Source organism: Loktanella sp. PT4BL (genome assembly GCF_003201935.1).
In the GTDB taxonomy this organism is placed as follows: domain Bacteria; phylum Pseudomonadota; class Alphaproteobacteria; order Rhodobacterales; family Rhodobacteraceae; genus Yoonia.
The window spans coordinates 230,608-255,456 of the sequence record NZ_QJJL01000001.1; the positions used below are offsets into that span (position 1 = coordinate 230,608).

The 24,849-nt window shown below is 56.5% G+C and carries 25 protein-coding genes; 15 read left to right on the forward strand and 10 right to left on the reverse strand.

Going from position 1 to position 24,849, the window contains the following annotated elements; genetic code table 11:
* Positions 1–68: 68 nt before the first annotated feature.
* The gene (locus tag C7964_RS01125; RefSeq protein ID WP_110277872.1) at positions 69–722 is read right to left on the reverse strand and encodes a peroxiredoxin; all 654 of its coding nucleotides are present in this window, start codon (positions 720–722) and stop codon (positions 69–71) included.
* Positions 723–850: 128 nt separating this feature from the next.
* Between C7964_RS01125 and C7964_RS01130 the strand changes: the two genes are divergently transcribed.
* The 3 genes from C7964_RS01130 to C7964_RS01140 all read left to right on the forward strand — a co-directional run bounded on the left by C7964_RS01130 (position 851) and on the right by C7964_RS01140 (position 3,914).
* On the forward strand, positions 851–2,290 hold the full coding sequence (locus C7964_RS01130) for an aldehyde dehydrogenase family protein (RefSeq protein WP_110277873.1): 1,440 nt from the start codon (positions 851–853) through the stop codon (positions 2,288–2,290).
* A 96-nt stretch (positions 2,291–2,386) separates the two neighbouring features.
* Positions 2,387–3,316 (forward strand): VOC family protein, encoded by a 930-nt coding sequence (locus C7964_RS01135; RefSeq protein ID WP_110277874.1) that lies wholly within the window; start codon positions 2,387–2,389, stop codon positions 3,314–3,316.
* Between the two features lies 1 nt (position 3,317).
* Complete coding sequence (locus tag C7964_RS01140; RefSeq protein WP_110277875.1) at positions 3,318–3,914, forward strand: alpha/beta hydrolase; 597 nt, start codon at positions 3,318–3,320, stop codon at positions 3,912–3,914.
* Here C7964_RS01140 and C7964_RS01145 read toward each other — a convergent pair.
* Together C7964_RS01145 and C7964_RS01150 are read right to left on the reverse strand one after the other, a co-directional pair.
* Complete coding sequence (locus C7964_RS01145; protein WP_110277876.1) at positions 3,911–4,558, reverse strand: RluA family pseudouridine synthase; 648 nt, start codon at positions 4,556–4,558, stop codon at positions 3,911–3,913. The two genes, C7964_RS01140 and C7964_RS01145, sit on opposite strands and share 4 nt — an antisense overlap.
* Complete coding sequence (locus C7964_RS01150) at positions 4,555–5,208, reverse strand: YggS family pyridoxal phosphate-dependent enzyme (protein WP_110277877.1); 654 nt, start codon at positions 5,206–5,208, stop codon at positions 4,555–4,557. Before C7964_RS01150 ends, C7964_RS01145 begins: the two co-directional genes overlap by 4 nt.
* A 226-nt stretch (positions 5,209–5,434) precedes the next feature.
* Between C7964_RS01150 and C7964_RS01155 the strand changes: the two genes are divergently transcribed.
* Both C7964_RS01155 and C7964_RS19855 read left to right on the forward strand, forming a co-directional pair.
* On the forward strand, positions 5,435–6,598 hold the full coding sequence (locus C7964_RS01155) for a porin (RefSeq protein WP_110277878.1): 1,164 nt from the start codon (positions 5,435–5,437) through the stop codon (positions 6,596–6,598).
* Between the two features lie 104 nt (positions 6,599–6,702).
* On the forward strand, positions 6,703–6,846 hold the full coding sequence (locus C7964_RS19855; RefSeq protein ID WP_181417081.1) for a hypothetical protein: 144 nt from the start codon (positions 6,703–6,705) through the stop codon (positions 6,844–6,846).
* A gap of 252 nt (positions 6,847–7,098) precedes the next feature.
* On the opposite strand, the gene C7964_RS01160 is transcribed toward C7964_RS19855, so the two are convergent.
* A complete protein-coding gene (locus C7964_RS01160; RefSeq protein ID WP_110277879.1) occupies positions 7,099–7,665 on the reverse strand; it encodes a tyrosine-type recombinase/integrase in 567 nt (188 codons plus the stop codon).
* Positions 7,666–8,459: 794 nt separating this feature from the next.
* Between C7964_RS01160 and C7964_RS01165 the strand changes: the two genes are divergently transcribed.
* Positions 8,460–8,834: a DUF6626 family protein gene (locus C7964_RS01165; RefSeq protein ID WP_181417082.1), complete on the forward strand. Its 375-nt coding sequence runs from the start codon at positions 8,460–8,462 to the stop codon at positions 8,832–8,834.
* A gap of 302 nt (positions 8,835–9,136) precedes the next feature.
* Here C7964_RS01165 and C7964_RS01170 read toward each other — a convergent pair whose 3' ends face one another.
* On the reverse strand, positions 9,137–10,081 hold the full coding sequence (locus tag C7964_RS01170; protein ID WP_110277880.1) for a tyrosine-type recombinase/integrase: 945 nt from the start codon (positions 10,079–10,081) through the stop codon (positions 9,137–9,139).
* A 66-nt stretch (positions 10,082–10,147) separates the two neighbouring features.
* On the opposite strand from C7964_RS01170, the gene C7964_RS01175 reads away from it, so the two are divergent.
* From C7964_RS01175 to holA, 5 genes are all read left to right on the forward strand, one after another.
* Entirely contained in the window at positions 10,148–11,368 is a 1,221-nt protein-coding gene (locus C7964_RS01175; RefSeq protein WP_286163689.1) for a porin, read from the forward strand.
* Between the two features lie 144 nt (positions 11,369–11,512).
* Positions 11,513–11,914 carry a DUF3576 domain-containing protein gene (locus C7964_RS01180; RefSeq protein ID WP_400084180.1) on the forward strand — a complete coding sequence of 134 codons (402 nt, stop codon included), beginning with the start codon at positions 11,513–11,515 and terminating at the stop codon, positions 11,912–11,914.
* 76 nt (positions 11,915–11,990) lie between these two features.
* Positions 11,991–14,537, forward strand: a complete 2,547-nt coding sequence (leuS, locus tag C7964_RS01185; RefSeq protein ID WP_110277882.1) for a leucine--tRNA ligase — start codon at positions 11,991–11,993, stop codon at positions 14,535–14,537.
* A complete protein-coding gene (gene lptE / locus C7964_RS01190) occupies positions 14,527–15,012 on the forward strand; it encodes an LPS assembly lipoprotein LptE (RefSeq protein ID WP_286163690.1) in 486 nt (161 codons plus the stop codon). The genes leuS and lptE overlap by 11 nt, the downstream gene beginning before the upstream one ends.
* A complete protein-coding gene (gene holA, locus C7964_RS01195) occupies positions 15,009–16,031 on the forward strand; it encodes a DNA polymerase III subunit delta (RefSeq protein WP_110277883.1) in 1,023 nt (340 codons plus the stop codon). The genes lptE and holA overlap by 4 nt, the downstream gene beginning before the upstream one ends.
* 55 nt (positions 16,032–16,086) lie before the next feature.
* Here the strand turns inward: holA and C7964_RS01200 are convergent, their stop codons facing one another.
* From C7964_RS01200 to C7964_RS01220, 5 genes are all read right to left on the reverse strand, one after another.
* Entirely contained in the window at positions 16,087–16,296 is a 210-nt protein-coding gene (locus tag C7964_RS01200) for a hypothetical protein (protein WP_110277884.1), read from the reverse strand.
* A 533-nt stretch (positions 16,297–16,829) separates the two neighbouring features.
* On the reverse strand, positions 16,830–17,993 hold the full coding sequence (locus tag C7964_RS01205) for a TIGR03862 family flavoprotein (protein ID WP_110277885.1): 1,164 nt from the start codon (positions 17,991–17,993) through the stop codon (positions 16,830–16,832).
* The gene (locus tag C7964_RS01210; protein WP_110277886.1) at positions 17,990–19,297 is read right to left on the reverse strand and encodes a mechanosensitive ion channel family protein; all 1,308 of its coding nucleotides are present in this window, start codon (positions 19,295–19,297) and stop codon (positions 17,990–17,992) included. Before C7964_RS01210 ends, C7964_RS01205 begins: the two co-directional genes overlap by 4 nt.
* Positions 19,298–19,310: 13 nt before the next feature.
* Entirely contained in the window at positions 19,311–19,934 is a 624-nt protein-coding gene (locus C7964_RS01215) for an enoyl-CoA hydratase/isomerase family protein (RefSeq protein WP_110277887.1), read from the reverse strand.
* Entirely contained in the window at positions 19,931–20,680 is a 750-nt protein-coding gene (locus C7964_RS01220) for an SDR family oxidoreductase (protein ID WP_110278508.1), read from the reverse strand. Before C7964_RS01220 ends, C7964_RS01215 begins: the two co-directional genes overlap by 4 nt.
* A gap of 128 nt (positions 20,681–20,808) precedes the next feature.
* Between C7964_RS01220 and C7964_RS01225 the strand changes: the two genes are divergently transcribed.
* From C7964_RS01225 to C7964_RS01240, 4 genes are all read left to right on the forward strand, one after another.
* A complete protein-coding gene (locus C7964_RS01225; protein ID WP_286163691.1) occupies positions 20,809–22,311 on the forward strand; it encodes a DUF2125 domain-containing protein in 1,503 nt (500 codons plus the stop codon).
* A 122-nt stretch (positions 22,312–22,433) separates the two neighbouring features.
* Complete coding sequence (locus C7964_RS01230) at positions 22,434–23,780, forward strand: TldD/PmbA family protein (protein ID WP_110277888.1); 1,347 nt, start codon at positions 22,434–22,436, stop codon at positions 23,778–23,780.
* Entirely contained in the window at positions 23,767–24,558 is a 792-nt protein-coding gene (locus C7964_RS01235) for a 3'(2'),5'-bisphosphate nucleotidase CysQ (RefSeq protein ID WP_110277889.1), read from the forward strand. The genes C7964_RS01230 and C7964_RS01235 overlap by 14 nt, the downstream gene beginning before the upstream one ends.
* Positions 24,559–24,594: 36 nt before the next feature.
* Positions 24,595–24,840 carry a DUF4170 domain-containing protein gene (locus C7964_RS01240; protein ID WP_110277890.1) on the forward strand — a complete coding sequence of 82 codons (246 nt, stop codon included), beginning with the start codon at positions 24,595–24,597 and terminating at the stop codon, positions 24,838–24,840.
* Positions 24,841–24,849: the final 9 nt, after the last annotated feature.

The window sequence follows — 24,849 nt, forward strand, 5'->3', positions numbered from 1 at the left end:
TCGTTGCCTGGACATGAAAAAGGCCCCGGTAAAATAACCGGGGCCTTCTTTTTGGGCTGTGAACGGGCCTAGCCCTTCAGCTTTGTCGTCCGCAGATACGGGAAGACGGTCGTGAAATCACCAAACTTTGCTTTCGCGTCTTCATCGCTGACCGTCGCTGGAATAATCACGTCATCGCCGACATTCCAGTTTGCAGGCATTGCAACACCCTGTCCCGCAGCCGTCTGTAGCCCGTCAAGCGCGCGCAGCACTTCGGCAAAGTTGCGGCCAACGTTCATCGGGTAGGTCATCGACAGCTTCAGCTTCTTGTCCGGCCCAATGATAAACACCACGCGGACTGTGGCACTGTCCGCAGGTGTGCGCCCGTCCGGCAGATAGGCGTCGGCGGGCAACATGTCGAAAGCCTTTGCGACGGTCAGGTCCTCATCGGCGATGATCGGGAAACCTGCCTTGGCGTTTGCGAAGGTCTCGATATCGCTTTTCCACTTTTTGTGATCCTCAACGCCGTCGACGCTGATGCCCATCACTTTGGTGCCACGCTTGGCCCATTCATCGGCCAACTGCGCGACAGCGCCGAATTCGGTGGTGCAAACAGGTGTGAAATCCTTGGGGTGCGAAAACAGGATCGCCCAGCTATCGCCGATCCAGTCATGCAGCGAAAGGGTGCCTTGGTCGGTTTCGACGGTCAGATCGGGAATAGTGTCATTGATGCGGAGACTCATTGTGTCGTTCCTCTATTGAAGTGCACTGGTGGCTATATAGGTATCCTTGGCACTGACTGCCACCGCCGCTTGCGCCCGTTGCGTGCCGGTGTCACAAGTTTCAAGAGCATTTGTCAGGGAGAGATCCAATGATCGAGAACCGCAACTTCTATATCAACGGGGCGTGGGTGCCACCGGTGCAGCCCCGCGATTACAACGTGATTGATCCTTCTACGGAAGATCCCTGCGCGATCATTTCGCTTGGCGATCAGGCAGATACCGATGCGGCTGTTGCTGCGGCCAAGGCTGCGTTTCCTGCATGGGCTGCGACAGATCCCGAAGTGCGTGCTTCTTATGTCGAAGCAATTCTTGCCCAATATGAGGCGCGGGTCGAGGAAATGGCCCAGGCGATCAGCATGGAAATGGGCGCACCCATTGATATGTCGCGCAGCAGTCAGGCCCCTTGCCTGCCGTGGCACTTGAAAAACGCCCTTGAGGCGGTCAAGGAAATCGAGTGGATCCGCCCCCTTGGGCCGCATGCCCCCAATGACCGCATCGCAATGGAACCGATCGGTGTGGTGGGCCTGATCACACCGTGGAACTGGCCGATGAACCAGGTCACGCTCAAGGTGATCCCGGCGCTTCTGGCCGGTTGTACAATGGTTTTGAAACCATCCGAGGAATCGCCGCTCTCTTCGCTGTTGTTTGCCGAATTCGTCCATGACGCAGGTGTGCCTGCCGGTGTGTTCAATCTTGTCAACGGCGACGGCGCTGGCGTTGGCAGCCAGCTTTCACGCCACGAAGATGTCGCGATGATCAGCTTCACAGGCTCGACCCGTGCCGGCAAGGCGATCTCTGCCGCCGCAGCCGAGACGCTGAAACGCGTCACGCTCGAACTTGGTGGAAAGGGCGCGAACGTGATCTTTGCCGATGCCGATGAAAAGGCCGTCAAGCGCGGTGTCATTCATTGCATGAGCAACTCCGGCCAATCCTGTAACGCGCCAACCCGTATGTTGGTCGAGCGGTCGATCTACGACCAAGCGGTTGAATTGGCGGCGGAGGCTGCCAAGAGCATCACCGTTGGCCCCGCGTCAGAACCGGGGCGGCATATCGGCCCAGTGGTGAACAAGAGCCAATGGACGAAAATTCAGGAAATGATCGAAGTGGGCATTAACGAAGGTGCACGCCTTGTGGCCGGTGGTCCGGGTCTGCCTGAGGGCATGAACCGTGGATTTTATGTGCGTCCGACGGTCTTTGCCGATGTGACCAATGACATGCGCATTGCGCAGGAGGAAATCTTTGGTCCTGTCCTGTCGATCATCCCGTTCGAGGATGAAGCGGATGCCGTGCGGATCGCCAATGATACGCCCTATGGTCTAACCAACTATGTCCAGTCGCAGGATGGCGCAAAGCGCAACCGCATGGCCCGCGCCCTGCGCTCGGGCATGGTTGAGATGAACGGCCAGTCCCGAGGTGCTGGTTCGCCCTTTGGCGGTATGAAAATGTCCGGGCGCGCGCGCGAAGGCGGCGTCTGGGGGATCGAGGAATTCCTCGAGGTCAAAGCCATCTCGGGCTGGGCCGCTGAATAGCATCATGTGCACAGGCGCACCAAATAGGTGCGCCTGTGGATGTTTAGTGCATGATCGAATCCGCTATGTAACCTGTCAGCAAGATAGGAGAGCGAGATGATCAACCAGATTAAAGGCCTGCACCACGTCACCTCACTGGCCAGTGACGCCCGTGAGAACAATGCCTTCTTTACCAACGTGCTTGGTTTGCGCCGGGTGAAGAAGACCGTGAACTTTGACGCACCTGATGTGTATCACCTCTATTATGGTGACGAAGCAGGAACTCCCGGTACCGTCATGACCTACTTTCCCTTCCCCAACGCAGGCCGTGGCCGCAAGGGTGTCGGCGAAGTGGGGCGCACCGCATTCAGTATCCCGACAGGGACGTCGCAGGCGTGGCTTGACCGTTTCGCAACCTTCGAGGTTGCCGGCGTTGCGCAGGACACCCGTTTCGGTGAAAAGCGTGTTTTGTTCGATGGCCCCGACGGTGATCAGTTTGCCTTGGTCGAAAGCGACGATGACCGCACGCCTTGGACCGGCAATGGCGTGAGCGAAGAGATGGGTATCCGTGGGTTCCACTCTGCCGATATGCGCCTCCAACAGGCCGCGATGAGCAGCGAGTTGTTGCAGTTCATGGGCTATGAAAAGCTTGATACCCAAGACAACGTGACCCGCTTTATCGTGCCGGGCGGGAATGATGCGAACATCATTGATATCGAAGAAATCCCCACGGCAGGACATGCAGCACAGGGCGCAGGCTCGGTCCACCACCTTGCCTTTGCTGTCGACAACCGTGCGCGCCAGATCGAAGTCCGCGAGGCACTGCTTGATACCGGATACCAAGTGACCCCTGTGATTGATCGCGACTATTTCTATGCGATCTATTTCCGCACACCTGGTGGTGTGCTGTTCGAAGTTGCCACCAACGAGCCCGGCTTTGACCGCGACGAAGACACCGCGCACTTGGGTGAGGCGCTCAAACTGCCAAGCCAGCACGAGCATTTGCGTGCCCGTCTGGAAAGTCTGCTTCAGCCGCTGGGCGACTGATATGAGCTATGTTGCAAAACGCACAGAAGGAGCAGCGGGCGCACCGCTGTTCCTGACATTCCACGGCACGGGCGGGAACGAAGGCCAGTTTCACGGGTTCGCTGAACAGTTGAAGCCCGGCGCGCATATCTGCTCTCCGCGTGGTGATGTTTCGGAGCATGGCGCACTACGCTATTTCCGGCGCACCGGTGAGGGCGTCTATGACATGGATGATCTGGCGGCGCGTACCGCTGCGATGGCTGATTTTATCCGGTCGGAAAAGAAAAAGACGGGCGCAGCGGATACGATTGGTCTGGGCTATTCCAACGGGGCCAATATTCTGGCCTCGGTCGCGCTCGCGCAAGCTGATCTTGTCGATACGCTTATCCTGATGCACCCGCTCATCCCTTGGGAGCCCAAAGCCCAACCGGGGCTAAAGGGCCGCCGCATCTTGATCACCGCAGGCAAGCGTGATCCGATTTGTCCCGCGCCGCTGACGCAGGCTTTGGTGGACTATCTCGCGGCGCAGGGCGCTGATGTGACCGTGCATTGGCACCCCGGCGGCCATGAAATCGCACAGTCCGAAGTGGATGCCGTTGCGCAGTTTATCGCAGGCTAGAACGGACACTTGGCTGTAATGCGCATACCCTGACCCCCGTCAGGGTGGCGGAACTGCAACGTCTCGGAATGCAACATGAGGCGCGGATAATCCCGCGCCTCTCCTGTTGCATAGAACGGATCACCCAGGATCGGATGCCCCAGTGCCTGCATATGGACGCGCAACTGATGTGACCGGCCCGTGCGCGGCATCAGCTTGACCCGCGTTTCCCCGTCCTTTGCGCGCACAACGCGCCAATCGGTGACCGCCTGTTTCCCGGTCTCGTGATCCACCATCTGCTTGGGGCGGTTCGGCCAATCGACGATCAGGGGCAAATCCACGGTCCCTGTCTTTTCCGCCATCTCGCCCCAGACCCGTGCGATGTAGGTTTTCTTGGTCTGTCGTTTTTCGAATTGCAGCCCGAGGTGCCGCTGGGCGTGCGGCGTCAGCGCAAAAATCATCACCCCCGAGGTGTCGCGATCAAGCCGGTGCACCAGCAACGCCATGGGAAATGCCGCCTGGACACGTGTCAAAAGACAATCTGCCAGATGCGGCCCCTTGCCGGGAACCGACAAGAGCCCGCTTGGCTTGTCGACCAAAAGAACCTGATGGTCGTCATGCAGGATCGTCAAAGGGTCTTGGGGCGGGGCGTAATCGTCGCTCACGCGTAGACACGCTCGCCAAAAATGGCCGAACCGACGCGGATATGTGTGGCACCCAGGGCGATGGCGCTTTCAAAGTCGCTGCTCATGCCCATCGACAGGCCCGCAAGACCGTTGCGTGCCGCGATCTTGCCGAGCAGGGCAAAATGCAGGGATGGCTCTTCGTCAACGGGCGGAATGCACATCAACCCTTTCAGCGGCAGATCAAGGGCGCGGACCTCGGCGATGAAAGCATCCGCCTCATTTGGCAGAACCCCTGCCTTCTGCGGCTCTTCGCCGGTGTTGACCTGCACAAACAGATCGGGACAGGTGCCAAGCTCTTGTGCGTGCCGCGCGATGGCATTGGCCAGCTTTGCGCGATCGACCGTATGGATCGCATCGGCCAGCTGCATCGCCTGTTTGACCTTGTTGGTTTGCAGCGGGCCAATCAGATGAAGTTCAATGCCCTCATATTGTTCGCGGAACGCAGGCCACTTTGATGCCGCTTCCTGCACCTTGTTTTCCCCGAAGATTCGATGCCCCTGATCCAGAACTGCGGCGACTCTCTCGTTCGGCTGCACTTTGGACACGGCAATCAGCCGCACATCTGCCGGATTTCGGCCAGCGGCCTCACAAGCGCTCGCGACACGGGCCTGAATTTCTGCAAGAGGCATGGAAGACTCCAAAAAATAAGGTTCACGATAGATTTCGGCCTGAAATAGGGCGTATTGGAGCGGATGTCATGATTGAAAAAATTGTGTGTCATAGATGCATCATTTCCGGCAAAGAGCCCAAAACACCCCCTATTTCACTTGAGTGTCAGGGCATCAGGGCGCAGTTAGACGCCAATGCTAGTACAACTGGCATTCTTGGGAATGCATAACACGAGGGAAAAAATCCATGAAAAGCATCCTTCTTACAACAACAGCTATCGTCGCATTTGCCGGCGCAGCCGTTGCTGATGGACACGCTGGCGTAACGTTCAGCGGTGATTTCACACTGGGCTTCAACGACGACAATGATGACGCAGATGCGGGCGCGACAAGCTTTCCAACTGACGTAATCGGCGACAACGACGGTTTCTACTGGGAAGGTGACCTGAACGTCACTGGTACAGCTGCGCTCGACAACGGCGTAACTGCATCTGCTTCTTGGGAATTCGACATCGTTGACGAATCCAACGGTCAGCCAATCGTTTCCGACGGCGTTCTGCTGTCTTTGACAACAGACAACGCAGGTCTGTACCTGGGTGACACATCTTTCGCTGCTGAAACACAGTGGTCCGCTGCTGGCGATATGGAAGCAGATGGCTTTTCCGAAGCTGATGGCGAAAATGTGCTGCGTGGCGACGTTTCCGTTGCTGGCATCGACGCCTCGATCTCGCTTGCTCTCGGCAACGCAGATGGCGGTCTTGTAAACGAAGACACTGATGAGGACTACGCACAGATGTCCTTCGGTGCATCCGGCGATTTGGGTATGTTGAGCTTTGCAGTTGCATATCAGGAAGAGAATGATGGACCTGCAGCTGGTTACTTTGCTGGAAACGGTGACTTCAACGACTCTGAAATCTTCGGTATTTCTGTTGGCGCAGCAGTTGCTGGTGCAAACTTCAAAGTTGCATATGCTTCGAACGAAACAGCTGACGAAAACTCAACAGGTATCCAAGTTTCTTACCCGTTCGGCCCAGTAACAGGTACAGTGTACTATGTATCTGAGGACGATGGTTCTGACGAAGACAACTACGGTGCAACAGTTGCATACGCAGACGGCCCAATCGCAGTTACTCTTGACTACGATTACGACCAAGGCGTGAACAAGCTTGGCCTTGACGGCACATACGACCTGGGCAACGGCTTCACAATCGGTGCTGGTATGTACGACGAAAGCGAAGGTACTGGTGACGGCACAGACTACTACGTTGCTGGTATGTATGACCTCGGTGGCGGCGCAGAACTGCTCGTTACTTATGCTGACGCTGAAACAGCTGGCGCACTTGGCGACGACGAAGTCGGCGGTCCAGACTATCAGGTTGGTACAACTGTAGAAGTATCCTTCTCCTTCTAATTGAAGCTGAAGTACTGACTAGAGAGAACGGCGCTTAGGCGTCGTTCTTTTTGTTTGAACACAGTGTAAACTGTGCGCAGCAGAACAATATGACTGAGGCAACGATGACAAGAGCAGCTTTGATTATCTGTGCAGTGCTGGCTTTGGCAAGCTGTGGCACGACACGTGGTGTGCTGGATGGCACTGGGACAGTGCTTGAGGGTGTGGCAATGGACTTACGCAGTGCTGGCAATATGTTTGGCAGATAGCTGCGCACAGTTGCAATCAGACACGCTGTGCAGTGATGACACGATCTGAGTGCTAGCTAGGCTGAGACTGCGATCTCAGCTACATCTTGACTGTGCGTGACAGTTGAAGCGCCAGCTGCGTACGCAATACGAATATACGACGCTGTGACTGCTGCTGTTGACGACTGCGTGGCAAGTTCTCGCGCAACCAAGCCTGCTGTGCAAGTTCACGCTTTAGCTGCTTGTTGAGTGCAAGTGTTGAAGCTGCGGCCATTACAATAGCTCTACAGCATTGGCCAACTGTGCATCGTTGACATCAATATATCGTTGCGTGACTGCTATGCTTGAATGTCCAGCCAATGCTGCCAGCACACGTACGCCAATACCTTTGTTTGCCAAGCGTGTAATAAATGTTCTGCGACCACTGTGACTGCTGGCATCTGATAGACCACACTGCTTGTAGATGTTGAGGAACAGCTGGCACATTGTGTTAGCTGAAAAGTGACCACCTTTTTGACTTGTAAACAGTGCTGCAGCAGCATCTAAAGTGCTGCGTGACTGTGCATAGATTGCAAGCTGCTGAGTGAGTTGACGGTTGACGAACACAGTGCGTGTGCGACCACCTTTTGTTTGTGCTGCTGCAAGTGTGAACTGTGTGCGTGGTTTGCCTTCAGCATCATACACATCACCAATACGCAGTGCTGCCAATTCCTTTGCACGTAGACCTGTGTATAGGCTGAACAGCAGGATGGTGCAGTCACGAACAGTATGCTTGCGTGTTTGACAGAAGCGCAGTGCGCGTTTGATCTGAGCATCGTTGAGTGTTGCTGCCTGTGCCATTTTGCCTCCAATATCAGCTTCAACTAACGCTTACGTTAAGGTCTGATATTTGGCTTGAGCAACCAATCAATGTGATCAGTCATAGCTGTTCATTATCAACAGCTTAACAGTGAATATCGTAGAATACATATTCTATGACATTTGTTTGTGGCGTTATTTTGTTGTTCGTTGTTCAACAGCTTCGCTGTTAACCAATCGCTTCACTGTCTCAACGCTTACGCTGCGCTTCAGCGTATCAACAGTGTCAGCAGTTTTACTTCGTATATGATTAGTTTGGGTTTTGATGAAATATATCTAAATGGCTTTTGCTAGGAACAAGTCATAGCCCTGTTAGGGCATAACCTGTTACAAGTTCAGCTTTTGCTGAGGGGTTTACAACTGGGCTAACACAACTCTGTTACGAGGTAGGTAGGTTTTGCTATCACCTATTACGTGCTGTCTTACACAAGTCATTGCTGCGTGCCAGCCAGAAGCAGCGCGGCGACTTTGTTGGTTTAATGACATTCCAACTCACTTTAGTAGGCGTTCCTACTCAACTATTACAACTTCACAAACGTCTCTCCATAAAACTGGGAGCATTTAAAGCATCCTGCACAAAGCACAGGGTAGTGTGAAGAGGACAAACAACGAGCAGTTTGTTTTGCTTACCGTCACACATCAGAACGGATTTGCGGCACTATTACAGTCGGCGTGCTAACCTTGATCTCGTTTGTAGCTGCATCAAGCTGATAAATAAGTTGTGGGCTTACTTACTTGAACACTCAGTTATTTATCAACGAGAGGAAAATACAGTGATGAAAACGGTATTGATGGAGGTGTACAAGCTGCTGCAAGAAATAGGTGCTGTGCACAGTGAGAGTGAATTTAGCAGGGATTGGCTTGGCAGGAGCGAATGCTATTTGCGCACACTGCGCTTTAAGGGCACGGATGCAAGCGTGGGGGCTGTGGCCATATGTGCCAGCAAGCTGCAGCATTATGGTACACGACTGCAGCAAACACAGCGGCACACAGCACTGGGACAAAGATTTATCCAACTCAGCGAACAATGCCATAAGCATATCAATGCACACTGTGAGGCAGATTGGCTGTGCGAAAATCCTGCTACGCCAAAGAAAGCAGTGGAGTACTTATCAAATCAAGCTGGTACTACAGCAGCACTGGTGGTGTGATGTGCGAGTTGCAGAGGTAATCAAGCCCAAGCGTGTTGCGGCAACCAGGTCTTGTCCAGCACGTTCAGCACAGCCCAAGAAGAAGCCAAAGCCCAAGCCATTTAACGAGCCTAAGCCAGACAACTTATCGTAGCTGTATTGACACCTAGCAGCAGCTACAAGCGCAGGTCTGAGCTTTGGCTGTGTGTGTATGCATCAACAGCGTGATCAAGCTGTGTGTGCTGTTTATAGCGGTTATGCCAGTCTTTTACGCAATCAACACAGCATTGACAGAATGACTGACTGGCATAGTGATGTAGGTATCAAATACTATCCAAGTCAATGGTGCTGGCAATGATGTTGACACGGTCATTGAGCGTGTTGGGGAACAGCTGTGCATAACGCTCGGTCATTGAAATGTGGTAATGGCCCAACAGCTGCTGCACTTCATATATGCTGGCACCATTGTTTATAAGAAGGCTGGCATAGGTGTGGCGTAGATCGTGTATGCGTACAGCATCTAATCCAGCCTGTTTACGTGCTGCGAAGAACGCAATGTGAAAGCTGGTGTAGGGCTTGCGAGTGCGTGGGTTTGCGAACAACCAACTGTCACGTGCTGTGTCCAATCCAAGTGCAACGCTGCGTTCACGTACTTGTTCTAACACTTTAAGCGCAGCATCACTAAGCTGCACAGTACGGCTGCGACCTGTTTTACTGATGGCAACGAATAACTCTTTGCTGTTTACATCAATGTCTTTCCAAGTTGCCAAGCGCAGTTCACTCTTACGTGCACCAGTTAGCAGCAGCAGTTTGACGAATAGGTAGAGGAACGGATGGGTGCTTTGCTTGCAGGCACTGAGCAAACGACTGATCTCAGCACGTGTTAGAAAGCGTTGTACATAGTCACCAGTTTGCAGCTTGCGTATAGCAGCGCCTTTGAATGCGTTCTTCTCTACATAGCCCCAATGTGCAGCAATGTTCAGCATACGGTTCAACATTGCTGCGTGTTTGTTCACAGTGCCAGCTTTGTATCCGTGTTCGATCTGCTGCAGCATCCAAGCATCAATGTCTTCACTTGTAATGTTCGACAACAGCTTTGTGCCAAGTGTAGGCCGGAAGTGCTTGTTGAATAGATACAAGTCGTGCGTACTTCGGCGCTTGGTGGCACGGACGAAGGCATAGTACTTGAGGTCGAAAAACGCTTCCAGTGTAAGTGCAGCACGTTGGTTGGTGGCTGCAGCAGTGGACTGACGAAACAGCTTAGACAATGATCGCAACTTCAATACTCCTTCACTGCAGTGCTAAGTTCAGACACGTGCTAGGACGAGTGTGAAATGTGGTGCAGCAGTGAAAAAAACACCGAGATCGTGCAGTGGATACTTCTTACAACAACAGCTATCGTCGCATTTGCCGGCGCAGCCGTTGCTGATGGACACGCTGGCGTATCGTTCAGCGGTGATTTCACACTGGGCTTCAACGACGACGGTGATATTCCAGCTGGTCTCACGACTGGTACTGGTTCTCCTGCCACTCAAATCGGCGACAACCACGGTTTCTACTGGGAAGGTGACCTGAACGTTACTGGTACAGCTGCGCTCGACAACGGCGTAACTGCAGCTGCGTCTTGGGAATTCGACATTGTCGACGAAACCAACGGTCAGGCAATCAACTCCGACGGCGTTCTGCTGTCTTTGACATCTGACAACGCAGGTCTGTACCTCGGTGACACAGAATTTGCTGCGATCACACAGTGGTCTGCTGCTGGCGACATGGAAGCAGACGCTTTCTCCGAAGCTGACGGCGAAAACGTACTGCGCGGCGACGTGTCTGTAGCTGGCATCGACGCTTCGATCTCGCTTGCTCTGGGCAACGCCGATGGTGCGCTGGTAACTGATGACACAGATGAATTCTATGACCAGATGTCCTTCGGTGCATCCGGCGATCTGGGTATGTTCAGCTTCGCGGTTGCGTACCAGGAAGAAACAGAGTTTGGCACTTACTTCTCTGACTTCAACGGCGACTTCACCGACGATGAGATCTTCGGCATCTCTGTTGGTGCTGCTGTAGCTGGCGCAAACATCACTGTAGCATACGCTTCGAACGAGACAGCCGACGAGAATTCGACTGGTATCCAGGTCTCTTACCCCTTCGGTCCAATCACAGGTACAGTGTACTATGTGGCTGAAGATGACGGCGGCGACGAAGACAACTACGGTGCAACAGTTGCATACGCAGACGGCCCAATCGCAGTTACTCTTGACTACGATTACGACCAAGGCGTGAACAAAGTTGGCCTCGACGGTTCGTATGACCTGGGCAACGGCTTCACAGTTCTGGCCGGTATGTACGACCAGTCTGACGACACTGGCTTCACCAACGGCGTATCCAACGAAGGTACAGACTACTACGTAGCCGGTACATATGACCTCGGCGGCGGTGCATCCGTGCTGGTTTCTTATGCTGACGCAGAAACAGGCGGCGCAATCGACGACGACGAAGTTGGTGGTCCAGACTACCAAGTTGGTACAACTGTTGAAGTGTCCTTCTCCTTCTAATCGAAGCAGAACGACCTGAAATAGCGAGAGCGGCCCCTTTGGGGTCGCTCTTTCTTTTTGTGCGGTGATAACTGCTTGTGACCGCGCCCCCCCTTCGCTACATATTTTGGCAATGTGGTTGTCCCGATCAAAGGGGAGAGTGGTTTGACTTTGTTTTCCGGCATGTGGCGCAAAGCGCTTGCGGTATTGGCCCTTGGCGCCCTTGTGGCCTGTAGCAGCGGCCCGCCGCCGACACCGCGCGGCGCTGAAAACGTGGCTGTGAACCGCTATCTCTGGGCGGCGTCGCTTGATGTGCTCAGCTTCCTGCCCGTCGAAACCGCTGACCCCTTCACCGGCGTGATCACCACAGGCTTTGGCACGCCCCCCGGCAGCGGCCGCGCCTACCGCGCGACAATTCAGGTCAGTGACCCTGCAATGGATGCGCGTTCTTTGAACGTGAGCCTTCTGACCCGCAACGGACCCGTTGCCGCGGAAACCCAGCGCGCGGTGGAAGATGCCATCCTGTCACGTGCCCGCCAGTTGCGGATTGCTGACGGCGCGCTATAGCCATCGGCCACCAGCCCGATTATGAATAGCGCCGGGCCCATACGCCCGGCGTTTCGCTTTAAGAAAGACCAACCAGATGACCACTTACGCACCCGCCGAGATCGAGGCGAAATGGCAGGACACATGGGCCGCCGCCGAGACCTTCAAGGCCGCGCGCAGTGCCGACAAACCCAAGTACTATGTGCTTGAGATGTTCCCGTATCCCTCGGGTCGCATCCACATGGGCCACGTGCGCAACTACACCATGGGTGACGTGATCGCGCGGTATAAGCTGGCCACAGGCCATAACATTCTGCATCCCATGGGCTGGGATGCCTTCGGAATGCCTGCGGAGAACGCCGCTATGGCGTCGGGTGGGCATCCGAAAGACTGGACCTACGGCAATATCGCCGACATGAAAGCGCAGATGAAACCGCTGGGCCTGTCGATCGACTGGTCCCGTGAATTCGCGACCTGTGATCCCGAATATTACGGCCAGCAGCAGGCGTTGTTCATTGATTTTCTGTCCAAAGGCCTGATTTACCGCAAGAAAGCTGTGGTGAACTGGGATCCCGTCGATATGACCGTGTTGGCGAACGAACAGGTGATCGACGGCAAAGGCTGGCGCTCCGGTGCCGAGGTCGAACGCCGCGAGTTGGTGCAATGGTTCTTCAAGATCAGCGATTATTCGGAAGAGTTGCTTGAGGCGTTGGACACGCTGGATAACTGGCCCGCCAAGGTAAAACTGATGCAGGCCAACTGGATCGGCAAATCGCGCGGCTTGCAGTTTGCTTTCACGCGCACCGATGGCGGTGGCGAGATTGAGGTGTATACCACCCGCCCTGACACGTTGATGGGCGCGTCTTTTGTCGGCATTTCCCCCGATCATCCGCTGGCGAAAGAGCTGGAAGCGAAAGACGACAAGATCGCCGCGTTCTGTGCCGAGTGCCGCAAGGGTGGCACCACCGCCGAGGCGATCGAGAAGGCGGAAAAGCTGGGCTATGACACCGGCCTGCGGGTCAAGCACCCGCTGGAAGGCCATGATGATCTGCCCGTCTATATCGCAAACTTCATCCTGATGGATTACGGCACGGGCGCGATCTTCGGCTGCCCCGCACATGATCAACGCGACCTTGATTTCGCGCGCAAATACGGGTTGCCCGTGATCAGCACCTATGCGCCCGTCAAAGACGAAGGCATTACATTGCCCGAAGACGGTGGCGACGCCTATGTGCCGCCCAAAACGGAACCCGTTATCTACATCCGTGGATTTGCAGGCGAGACCGAGCAAACCGGTGATGCGGGCATCGCTGCTGCCATTGCCTTCTGCGAGGCCAATGGCATCGGTGAGGGTGTGACCAAATTCCGCCTGCGCGACTGGGGCCTGTCCCGCCAGCGCTACTGGGGCTGCCCGATCCCTGTGGTCCACTGTGACGACTGTGGCGTGGTGCCCGAGGCGAAAGAGAACCTGCCTGTTGAGCTGCCGTATGATGTGACCTTCGATGTTCCCGGCAACCCGCTCGACCGTCACCCGACATGGCGCGATTGCGCTTGCCCGTCTTGTGGCAAACCTGCGCTGCGCGAAACCGATACGATGGATACTTTCGTTGACTCCTCATGGTACTTCGCGCGTTTCACAGCACCGGATGCGGACACGCCAACGAACATGGAAGACGCTGCCTATTGGATGAACGTCGACCAATATATCGGCGGGATCGAGCATGCGATTTTGCACCTGCTCTACAGCCGCTTCTTTGCCCGCGCGATGCATATGACCGGCCACCTGCCTGAAAGCGCGAAGGAACCCTTTGATGCGCTCTTTACGCAAGGCATGGTGACGCATGAGATTTACCAGACGCGCGACGACAAAGGCCGCCCTGTCTATCACCTGCCCGAGGATGTGACCGACGGGAAACTGGCCGATGGCACAGCGGTTGAAATCATTCCTTCGGCGAAAATGTCGAAGTCGAAAAAGAACGTGGTCGACCCCGATGATATCTTGGCCAAATACGGCGCGGACACCGCGCGCTGGTTCGTTCTGTCCGACAGCCCGCCAGAGCGGGATGTGGAGTGGACGGCATCGGGCGCTGAGGCAACCTATAAGCACTTGGGCCGCGTTTATCGTGTGACGTCCGAAATTGCGGGCATGGATAATACGGCCGGTGAAGGCGACGAAGACCTGCTGCGCGCCATGCACAAGGCAATCCATGATGTGACAATGGGTGTCGAAACCTTCGGATTTAATGCAGCGATTGCAAAGCTTTATGCCTTCACCAACGTGCTGGCTAAATCCAAGGCTGGTGGCGCTGCTAAACGCGAAGCCGCGCTTGTGCTGGCGCAACTGATGTCGCCCATGACGCCGCATCTTTCTGAAGAAATCTGGTCCATGCTGGGCGGTGAGGGTCTGATCGCCAACGCCCCTTGGCCCGTTGCGGATGAGGCGATGCTGGTCGAGGACACAGTGACAATGCCGATCCAGATCAACGGCAAGCGGCGCGCTGAAATTCAGGTGGCTGCAGATGCCAGCAAAGAGGATGTTGAGGTGCAAGCCCTGGCCCTTGATGTCGTGCAAAATGCCCTCGGCGGTGCCGCACCGAAAAAGCTTATCGTCGTACCCGGAAGGATCGTGAACATTGTCATCTAGCCTGACACCCCGCCGCACTGTCCTGCTTGGCCTTCTGGGTCTGGCGGGCTGCGGATTTGCGCCGATCTATGGCGCAGATACGGGGTTGCGGGGGCGTGTTGCCTTTGAGACGGATGCAAGTGTTGCGGGCTTTCGCCTGCGTGAACAGCTGGAGAAACGGCTCGGGCGCAGTGTGGCACCGGAATATGCGCTGAAGACAACGGTACGCTCCAGCCAGCGGGCGGCAGCGATTACATCAGAGGGTGACACATCGCGCTTTAACATTGTTGGCGTGGCGACATGGACATTGATCGCGCTGGAGGATGGTCGTCAGATTGACGGTGGCGAAGTCGAGGCCTTTACCAGTTACTCGGCCACAGGATCAACCAACGCAACGCAAGCCACGCGCGATGACGCCGAAGCGCGGGTGTCGGTGATCCTTGCTGAACTGATTGTCAGCCGCGTGCTGATCCGTGCCGCCGAGCTTGACTTATGAAGCTGACGGGGGCTGCAGCGAATAACTACTTCCGGCAGCCGGACCCGTCCCATATGGCGCTTTTGATCTTTGGGGCCGATCCGATGCGGGTGGCCGATAAACGCCAGCAGGTGATCAATGCCTTGGTCGGCCCGCAGGGCGAAGAGGAAATGCGCCTGACACGGATCAATGCCTCTGATTTGCGCAAGGATCCTGCGATGCTGGATGATGCGATCAAGGCGCAGGGGTTCTTTCCGGGGCACAGGGTGGCCTTTGTGGAGGACGCCACGGATGGTCTGTCAAAGGTTATCGCCGCAGCCTTGGCCGACTGGCAGCCCGGTGATGCACAGGTTGTGATTACGGCGGCCCAGCTGACCGCGAAATCCGCCCTGCGCAAGGTTGTCGAAGGATATAGCAACGCGGTGTCCATCGGGCTCTATGACGACCCGCCAACGATGGCAGACGTAGAGCTGGCGCTCAAAGATGCCGGTGTCGCCCCGCCCGACCGTGATGTGATGGATGCGCTGCTGGCGCTCGCCAACAGCCTTGAACCGGGTGATTTCAGACAAACGATCGAAAAGGTGAGCCTTTACAAGCGTGGCGATGAAAGCCCGCTGAGCATCGCCGACATCACGGCCAATGCACCGCAATCTGCCGAGGTGGACGTTGACGATGTGCTAGACATCGTGGCCACAGGTCAGGCTGATCAACTTGGCCCGCTTTTGCGCAATCTCTATGCGCAGGGCGTCACGCCTGTGACGCTTTGCATTGGGGCAATGCGCCATTTTCGCAGGCTGCATGTGGTGGCTTCTGATCCTGGCGGACCAGCGGCAGGTGCCGGGCGGCTGCGGCCCCCTGTTTTTGGTCCACGACGTGACAAGATCGTCCGGCAGGCAGGCCAGTGGGGGCGTGACCGTCTGGAAAAGGCTCTGACAGCGCTAACGGATGTCGACCTGCAATTACGCTCGGCAAGTACCGCGCCACAGAATGCCCTGATGGAGCGGACATTGATCCGGCTCGCGATGATGGCAAGGCGCTGACACGAAAAAAGGCAGGCCATCGGCCTGCCTTTCATTCAAGATCGTAGATCCTGATTTATTGATCAGCTGCTGCTGCGATCAGAAGTGCAGCAAGTACACCCAGAACGATGTATGTTGGGCTGATTGAAGAAGCTGCTGGTGCTGGTGCTGGCTCAGCTACGACGACTGGTGCTTCCATGACTTCTTCAGCCATGCCACCAGCAGAAGCGGCGACGCCGGATACTGCGAGAGCTGCTGCAGCGGCAAGTGTTGTTGTAATGCGCATAGTGTTACTCCATTTGTGCAAGGGGCCTACCGGCCAAAGCGTGACCGACCCACATTTTCGCAATGAATCAGGGTTTTCATGCGAATCCTAGATGCAAAAGTTGAAGGCTTGAGATCTGTTTCCGGGCTTCGGTAGGGGATTTGCCTTTGCAGAGGGTGTGAATTAATATAACCCTTTGATTGGAAATGAGAAAATATAATGACTTTGGAAGATTGAAGATTTCCAGCATTCAATTGACCGATGCTCGGATTACCGCTGACAAAATAATTCATGCGGTTTCGGTGCAAAAATGCAACGGTCCGATTGGTCTTTCGGTCCCGCAGGGCAAGGCGAGGGACGTGGATTTCAGTTTGAATGGAAATGTACCCCCAGTGAATCGCGCAATGTTCAACAAAGGGGCAGGTTGCAAGGTTTCGCGGAGCCTTGGCGCGGCTGTCAAAGCCTCATAGGCCAACGCTATTTCGGCAAAGACCGGTTTGGATTCTGTGACGGCGCTGCACGGTGGTCGTCGTGGTGCCAGACCTGTCGCGCACTCACGCGCAGCAGAGTTTGACTGCGGCGGCACCAGCGCGCTGGCCGGTCGCAAGGCACGCGGTAATCAGGTAGCCCCCTGTTGGCGCCTCCCAATCCAGCATTTCGCCTGCGCAGAATACACCAAAGCGCTGTTTCAGCATCAGATCATCGGTGAGTGCGCTGAACCGCACGCCGCCAGCAGTAGAAATCGCTTCGTCCATGGGCCGTGGCCCTTGGTGCGCGATGGGGAGCGCCTTGATAACTGGCGCAAGATCATCTGGTAACGGCCGCCCACATTCCATCAGCAAGGCAGTTTGCACCGGAGAGAACCTGAGCACTTTGCGCAGGTGGTTGGACAAGCTTGCCTTGCCGCGTGGTTTCTCAAGTGCTGCACGGATCTTGTCCGCTGGCCAGTCGGGCAGCAAGTCAATGGTCAGCGGTGCCCCCTCGCGCATGGCTTTGGACACCATATAGATGCCCCCACCTTCGATACCGCGTTCTGAGATGACAAACTCGCCGCGTGTGCTCTGGTTGCCAGCCGTCAAGCCAACCGATTTGACCGGCGTGCCCAGATAGGGGGCCATATGGGGCGACCAGTCCACCACAAAGCCCATATTCGCAGGGGCAAAGGGCGCGACCTGATCCTGCAGATGTGCCGCCCAAGCGCCGTTGGCCCCAAGGCGTGCCCAACTGGCGCCACCTGTCGCAAGGACGGTCACCTTTGGCGTGACCGTGACTGTGCCATCGAGTGTCTCAAAGCGCAAAGCGTCACCTTGCCAGCCGTCCCAGCGCCACCGCGTTTCAATGCGCACGCCATAGTCACGCAACCGCGCCAGCCAAGCACGCAACAAGGGTGAGGCTTTCATGACGGTGGGAAACACGCGCCCTGTTGATCCGGTAAAGACGGTTTGCCCCAGACCCTCCGCCCAAGCTATCACCTGATCCGGGCCGAAATCGTCAAGGGCCTTGGTCAGCGCAAGAGGGGGTGAACTGCCATAGGCTGCAAGAAAAGTGGCACGTTGTTCAGCCTTTGTGATGTTCAATCCTGATTTGCCCGCCATCAGGAATTTCCGCCCCACCGATGGCATGGCATCGGCGACGGTGACCGAAACGCCGGCCCTGCCCAGTTGCTCGGCAGCCATCAGCCCGGCGGGCCCCGCACCAATGACCATTGCATCGGTCACGCTGGCATGGGTCCTTTGAATTCCACCACACGGTGCGGATAGGGGATTTCGATGTCGTTTTCCTTGAGCGCATTCCAGATCAGGAACAACACGTCAGAGGCATATTTGTTCTTGCCGTCGTCAATGCCTTCGACCCAGAATTCCACCCCAAAATCCACGCCGCTGTCGCCAAACCCGCGCAATTCGCAGTCAGGGCCTTCGGGATCTTGCAGGACACCGGGGTGCTTTGAGACGGCGGCCTCGATGATGGCGGGGACACGGTTGATGTCGGTGTCGTAGCTTACGGAAAATGCCACCTCGAGCCGGTTTGCCGACCCGGAGTCTGAGTAATTGACCACACGCGTGGTGATGAAATCCTCGTTCGGGACAACAATCCAGCGGCCATCAAACGTTTCAAGGATCGTTGCGCGTGCCCCCATCTTGATGATGGTTCCGGCTTCGCCGCCGTCCAGTTCGACATAATCGCCAACGGTGGCTTGACCCTCGACCATCAGGATCACGCCAGAGATAAAGTTGGATGCGATTTTTTGCAGGCCGAATCCAAGACCCACACCTATGGCACCACCGATGATCGCCAAGGAACTCAGGTTGATCCCCATCACGTTCATCAGGATCAGGAAGGCGACTGTGAAAATCGCAAATTCAGAAGTCTTGATCGCCAGTTGCCGGATCGCGGGCCGCATGGGTTGTTGTGTGATGTAAGAGGATGACTGCGCGTTTGACCATTGGCCCAGCCAGAACAGAAGGCTGCCGACAATAACCCCGCGGACGATGGAAAGCGCAGAGAAACTGATATTGCCAAGTGTCACCCGCGCCGCGTCAAGCGCCATCGTGACTTCATCAAGAAAACCAAGCGCATAGAGCGCCGCGACAGGGACCAGGATATAGCGTGCCAGTACGCGTAGAAAGGCGTCCGTGACGATGTCTTTGGCCAGCGCACGGGCGGCAAGGAAAAGGAAGACGCGCTTGCCGAATGCGATGACTTCACCGGACCCGAAGAGGGACCGTGTCACGCTTTCGCCGACGGCGGTAAACCCATAGGCCAAGAGCGGCAAGGTGAGCGGCAGGAAGATGAGCAGGAAGCGGCGCGCCTTGGAGAGGATGGATCGGTTGGCCGCATCCGATGTGAGCAATGTGCGCAGGCGCGGCGTTACAATCCCGCTCGCGATCCGCGCCAGAAGGTAGGCCCCGATCAAAAGCGCAAATTGCGACCACGCCGCAGGTGAAAGCAGCCAGCCTTGTGCCAGGACCAGTGCCTGATCAAAGGCGTTCTGGGCTTGCTCCATCAATCCGTTTGGTTCCATCCGCGCCCGCCCTCTATCGTTTTACCGCTTCTACTGTCATGCGTTTGATTGCTGCAATATGTTCCGGCGCGGCAGAGAGCGCATCTGCCCCAAGGTTCTGTGCGGTTTCAAGCAGCGCGTCAGGGGCTGCGATCTGGTCCACCAATCCCCATTGGAGCGCCCGTTCCGCCTCGATCTTTTGGCCTGCCATCAGAATCATCTTGGCGCGGGCGGGCCCGACAAGCCGTGTCAGGCGCGGGGGATCAGAGGGTTGCGGCAGAAAGCCCAGCTTCATCACCGGATAAAAGAACTTTGCCCCTGCAACGGCGATCCGCAGATCGCAGGCGAGCACCATGCCAAATGCGCCGCCTGCCACTGTGCCGTTCAAGGCTGCGATGGTGAGGCACGGCAAGGATGCGATCGCGCCCGAGAGCCGTTCCCAGACCGGATCGGTGGCAAGTCCAGCGCGCGCGGCCTCCAAATCTGCACCTGCGCTAAAGACACCACCCGTGCCCGTCAGAATGAAGAGTTTCGCATCCTGTGCCGCCTCTGCAATCTCGGCCAACCGGATCAGCATATCACGTGTCAACGCGCCTGCTTTGTCGGGGCGGTCAATGGTGACGATCCATGTGTCACCATCCTTGTCACAGCGGATCATACAAGCCCGACCTTTTTGCGGATATCCTCGTCACGCAGGCTGACGTCATCGCCCAAGAAATCGTCGGCCTCGGGTGTACACATCCACAACAGCGCCTGTGCGGGCCACTCGGGCGGGATATGGACGGACCAGTCAAGCTGGCTGACCGGATTGATGCCTGACGCCTTGATTTCGCGCTGCATTTGCGTGGCAACGGTTCCGGGCGAAAGCCCCAGGATCCGCAGGCCCTTCTCGCGGGACTCCTTGTCTGCGGCACGCGTGAGCATATAGACGGCAGCCTTGGAGCTACAGTAGGCGGACCAGCCCTCGACCGGGCCATGGGCGGCACCGGACGAGATGTTGATAATCGTGCCGTGGCCTTGGGCAATCATGCCGGGCATCGCCGCATGCATCCCGTGCATCACGCCTTTGAGGTTGATGTCGATGGTGCGCGACCACGCCTCGGGATCGGTGTCTTGCAGGTGGCCGATGGGCTCAACCACGCCTGCGTTGTTGATCAGAACATCCAACCCGCCGAAAGTGCGCGCGGTTGCGGCAACGGCCGAAGCGACATCGGAATAGCGCGAGACATCGCAAGGGATCGCAAGTGCTTTCTCCCCGATCTTTCCGGCAATTTCGGCAATCTCGTCGGTGCTGCGGGCAACCAGTGCGACGTTCGCGCCTGCTTCGGCAAAAGCAAAGGCGGCAGCTGCGCCGATGCCGCGGCTGGCCCCGGTGATAAGTACGGTTTTCCCGACTAAATTGATGTTTTTCACACAAGTCCCTTTCAGATTGCTTTTGGGATAGCTAGTTATTGTCTTAATAGTAAAGCCCATCGCCGGTATATTTCAAAGCCGGCTCCGGTGGGACAAAGATATATCGAAAGGGATCATCCATGACATATCCGACAGGAATGCGTAGCGCTGTTTGCATCGCCGCATTGATCGCTGGCAGCGCAGCGCAGGCCGACGTCACCGCCGCACAGGTCTGGGAAGACTGGAAGGCACAGATGAGCCTTTACGGAGAAGACAGCCTCACTATCGGTGCGGAAGAGACCTCAAGCGGCGTCGTGACGATCCGCGACCTGTCTTTGCGGACCACGGACGATGACGTCACCGCCGAGATTTCCGTTGGAACGATCACCTTCAACGAACAGTCTGATGGCACCGTGCGGGTGACGATGGATGATAGCTATCCCATGGTCATCACCGGCGAAGATGGTGTTGTCGTAACCTTGGCCATCACCCAGGAAAATATGGACATGATCGTCAGCGGTGACCCTGACGCCATGAATTATGCGATCACCGCCGATCAGTACGCTATTGCCCTGCAGGATGTCGTGGATGGTGATATCACCTTTAACGGTGACGCACAGGTGACGCTGAACGACATCGACATGAGCTATCAGACCGAAACCGGCGATCTGCGCGAAATCTCATATGACGGGACAATCGGGTCGGTCGACCTTCTGGTTGATTTCCAGATCCCCGGCGGCAATGGCGAATATGTCACCGCGGGCGGCAAAATGATGAGCATTGCGGCGCAGGCTGAAATGTCGGTGCCTGCAGATGCGGATTTTGACGATCCTGATACGCTGATGGTCGACGGTTTTGCCGTTGCAGGGGGTTATACGATCGACCGCTCGGACTTTGTTTTCGATATCAATGCAGAGGGCGATCAGGCCGCAGGGTCAATCACGGTCGGGTCGTCAAACCTGACGGGTGAATTGAACAACAGCACAGTTGGCTACACATCGCTGACCAATGATATTGCGGTGAATATCGTTTCCGGTGAATTCCCGCTTCCGATTGAATTGAGCCTGGCGCAATACGGGGTGAATGTTCTGTTCCCGACAGCCGCTTCCGAAGAAGCCTCGGATTTTGCCTTTGGTTTCGATCTTGTCGACCTGTCGATCAGTGATGCGATCTGGGATATTTTTGATCCGGGCAACGTTCTGCCCCGCGATCCGGCGACGATCCAAATCGCACTCAGCGGCCGTGGCAAGGCGTTGTTTGATATGTTCGATCCGGAACAGCAGGATGCGATGAACAGCGCGGAAATGCCCTATGAGCTTGAATCAGTGACGCTGGACCGTCTGAATGTGAACGCCGCAGGTGCCGCTTTGGTGGGTGACGGCACCTTTACCTTCGATAACAGCGACATGGACAGCTTTGCGCCGCTGCCGCGCCCTGAAGGGTCAGCAACGATCGAGATTACGGGCTTCAACGCGCTGCTCGACAATCTTGTCGCTATGGGGCTGGTCCCCGAACAGGATGTCATGGGCGCACGCATGATGGTGGGCATGTTTGCCCGCTCAACCGGTGACGACCAGATGGAAACCTCTGTCGAGGTGTTGCCAAACGGTCAGGTCAACGTGAACGGCAATCGCGTCCGTTAATTGATCTTTTTTGTAAAGGGGGCGCAGGTGGCGACACTTGCGCCCTTTTTCATTTGCACCACCCTTGGTCTTGCGGGTCAGACCTTGGCGCACTAGGTCTTTGAGCAAGCAAAGGACACACGATGACCCAATCTCTTTCAGACCTTTCCGATCAGATATTGCAAGCCGCCAAGCGCGCTGGTGCAGATGCCGCCGATGCGATTGCCGTGGATGGCACGTCGATATCGATTACTGTCCGTGACGGTGCGCTGGAACAGGCCGAACGGTCCGAGGGCATCGACATTGGTCTGCGCGTCTTTGTCGGGAACCGGCAGGCCTGTGTGTCGTCATCCGACACGAAACCCGAGACGCTGATCCAGATGGCGGAACGTGCCGTGGCGATGGCCAGGGAAGCCCCCGAAGACCCCCATGCAGGCCTTGCTGATCCGTCACAACTGGCAAGCAACACTGCGACCGAGGCGCTGGAACTCTTTGACCCCAGCGACGAGCCGGACCCTGCCGCGCTGCAAGAGGATGCTACGCGTGCCGAGGCCGCTGCCCTGCGCAATGCAGGCGTTTCACAAGTACAATCCGCCTCGGCAGGTTACGGGCGCCGCCGCATCCATCTGGCTGCAACGAACGGGTTTTCTGCGGGCTATGCGCGCAGTGATCGTGGCCTGTCCTGTGTGGCGATCAGCGGCACCGGCACAGGGATGGAGCGCGATTATGACTATGACAGCCGCGTGTTTCAGGCCGATCTGCGTGACGCCGAAGAAATCGGACGCATCGCGGCGGAACGTGCGGTGGAACGGGCGGGCGCGAAGCGTCCCCGCACCGGAGCCTATCCGGTGCTCTTTGATGAACGTGTCGCCAGCACCCTGATTGGGAGCCTTCTGCAGGCCAGCAACGGATCCATGATTGCCCGCGGTTCAAGCTGGTTGCGCGATGCCATTGGCCAACAGGTCCTTCCCAAGGGCTTGTCGATTATTGAGGATCCGCATCGCGTGCGTGTCACCGGATCAAAGCTCTTTGATGCTGAAGGTTTGGCGACATCCCGGCGTGCGATTGTCGATGACGGCGTCCTGACGGGCTGGACGCTCGATCTGGCGACAGGCCGCAAGCTTGGGATGCCAAGCACGGCAAATGCCGCGCGTGGCACCGGATCGCCGCCATCCCCGAGTCTGACAAATGTGGCACTGACCCAAGGTCAGAAATCACGCGATGATCTGATCCGCGAGATGGGCACAGGGCTTTTGGTGACCTCGATGATCGGTTCAACCATCAATCCGAACACTGGCGATTATTCACGCGGTGCGGCTGGTTTCTGGGTCGAGAACGGTGAAATCGCCTATCCCGTCAACGAATGTACCGTTGCCGGTAATCTGCGCGAGATGTTGTTGACGATCCAGCCTGCCAATGACGGCCGCGAGCATCTGTCGCGCGTCGTTCCCTCGTTGCTGGTTGAAGGATTGACGCTTGCCGGAGCCTGATCTTGCACTGCTTGTGCAAGCAGCGCGCCAGTCGGGCGACATTGCCAAGCGGTATTTTCAGCAAAATCCCGATGTGACCGATAAACCGCATGGCGCAGGGCCGGTGACGGCGGCGGATCTTGCCGTGAACGCGATGCTGGAGAATTTCCTGCAAGCAGAGCGACCCGAATATGGCTGGCTGTCGGAGGAAACCGAGGACAATGCAGCCCGCCTCGAGACGGAGCGCCAGTTTATCATTGATCCCATCGACGGCACCCGCGCCTTTATTGAAGGCAGCAAGGATTGGGCACATTCGCTTGCTGTGACCGAGAACGGCAAACCCGTTGCCGCCGCAATCTATCTGCCGATGCGCGATATGATGTTTGCCGCCGAAATAGGTGGCGGTGCGACGCTGAATGATGCGTCGATCCATGCCTCTGACCCCCCAATTGATGATGCAACAATCCTTGGCGCAAGGCCGAATTTCGATGCGCGGTTCTGGAAAGACGGGACGCTCCCCCCGATCAAGCGCGCGTTCAGGTCATCGCTTGCCTACAGGCTTTGCCTTGCGGCCGAAGGCAGTTTCGACGGGATGATCACCCTGCGCCCCAGTTGGGAATGGGATATCGCAGCGGGGGCACTGATCGTGCAAGAGGCAGGCGCCACGATTTCCGACCAACACGGTGCGCCGCTCCGCTTCAACAACACCCACCCTCAGGTCCCCGGTGTTCTTGCCGCCGGTCCACGGCTTCATGGTGATCTGCTTGCGCGGCTTGAGCCATCCGCGCCAAAGGCCTAGACTGTCTCCGACAGATTTTTTCGCAAAGGTTTACCCATGACACAACGCCTGCACCTCGTTTTTGGCGGCGAGCTGATTGATCCGACCAAGAACGCATTCAAGGATGTGGATGCCATTGATATCGTCGGAATGTACCCAAATTATGAAGCGGCCTATAATGCGTGGAAAGGTGCGGCACAGCGCACTGTAGACAATGCGCATATGCGGTACTTCATTGCGCATATCCACCGCTTGCGGGACGAAGAAACAGCGGCGTCGCCGACTGAAGAACTCGATAGCTAGGGCAAGGCC

Bases quoted from the DNA above. Each gene is read 5' to 3' on its own strand.
- C7964_RS01215 (WP_110277887.1), bottom strand. From the start codon at position 19,934: ATGATCCGCTGTGACAAGGATGGTGACACATGGATCGTCACCATTGAC.
- C7964_RS01160 (WP_110277879.1), bottom strand. From the start codon at position 7,665: ATGGCACAGGCAGCAACACTCAACGATGCTCAGATCAAACGCGCACTG.
- C7964_RS01135 (WP_110277874.1), top strand. From the start codon at position 2,387: ATGATCAACCAGATTAAAGGCCTGCACCACGTCACCTCACTGGCCAGT.
- C7964_RS01200 (WP_110277884.1), bottom strand. From the start codon at position 16,296: ATGCGCATTACAACAACACTTGCCGCTGCAGCAGCTCTCGCAGTATCC.
- C7964_RS01230 (WP_110277888.1), top strand. From the start codon at position 22,434: ATGACCCAATCTCTTTCAGACCTTTCCGATCAGATATTGCAAGCCGCC.
- C7964_RS01210 (WP_110277886.1), bottom strand. From the start codon at position 19,297: ATGGAACCAAACGGATTGATGGAGCAAGCCCAGAACGCCTTTGATCAG.
- C7964_RS01175 (WP_286163689.1), top strand. From the start codon at position 10,148: ATGTGGTGCAGCAGTGAAAAAAACACCGAGATCGTGCAGTGGATACTT.
- C7964_RS01155 (WP_110277878.1), top strand. From the start codon at position 5,435: ATGAAAAGCATCCTTCTTACAACAACAGCTATCGTCGCATTTGCCGGC.
- C7964_RS01165 (WP_181417082.1), top strand. From the start codon at position 8,460: ATGAAAACGGTATTGATGGAGGTGTACAAGCTGCTGCAAGAAATAGGT.
- C7964_RS19855 (WP_181417081.1), top strand. From the start codon at position 6,703: ATGACAAGAGCAGCTTTGATTATCTGTGCAGTGCTGGCTTTGGCAAGC.
- C7964_RS01240 (WP_110277890.1), top strand. From the start codon at position 24,595: ATGACACAACGCCTGCACCTCGTTTTTGGCGGCGAGCTGATTGATCCG.
- holA (WP_110277883.1), top strand. From the start codon at position 15,009: ATGAAGCTGACGGGGGCTGCAGCGAATAACTACTTCCGGCAGCCGGAC.
- C7964_RS01125 (WP_110277872.1), bottom strand. From the start codon at position 722: ATGAGTCTCCGCATCAATGACACTATTCCCGATCTGACCGTCGAAACC.
- C7964_RS01140 (WP_110277875.1), top strand. From the start codon at position 3,318: ATGAGCTATGTTGCAAAACGCACAGAAGGAGCAGCGGGCGCACCGCTG.
- C7964_RS01130 (WP_110277873.1), top strand. From the start codon at position 851: ATGATCGAGAACCGCAACTTCTATATCAACGGGGCGTGGGTGCCACCG.
- C7964_RS01150 (WP_110277877.1), bottom strand. From the start codon at position 5,208: ATGCCTCTTGCAGAAATTCAGGCCCGTGTCGCGAGCGCTTGTGAGGCC.
- leuS (WP_110277882.1), top strand. From the start codon at position 11,991: ATGACCACTTACGCACCCGCCGAGATCGAGGCGAAATGGCAGGACACA.
- C7964_RS01225 (WP_286163691.1), top strand. From the start codon at position 20,809: ATGACATATCCGACAGGAATGCGTAGCGCTGTTTGCATCGCCGCATTG.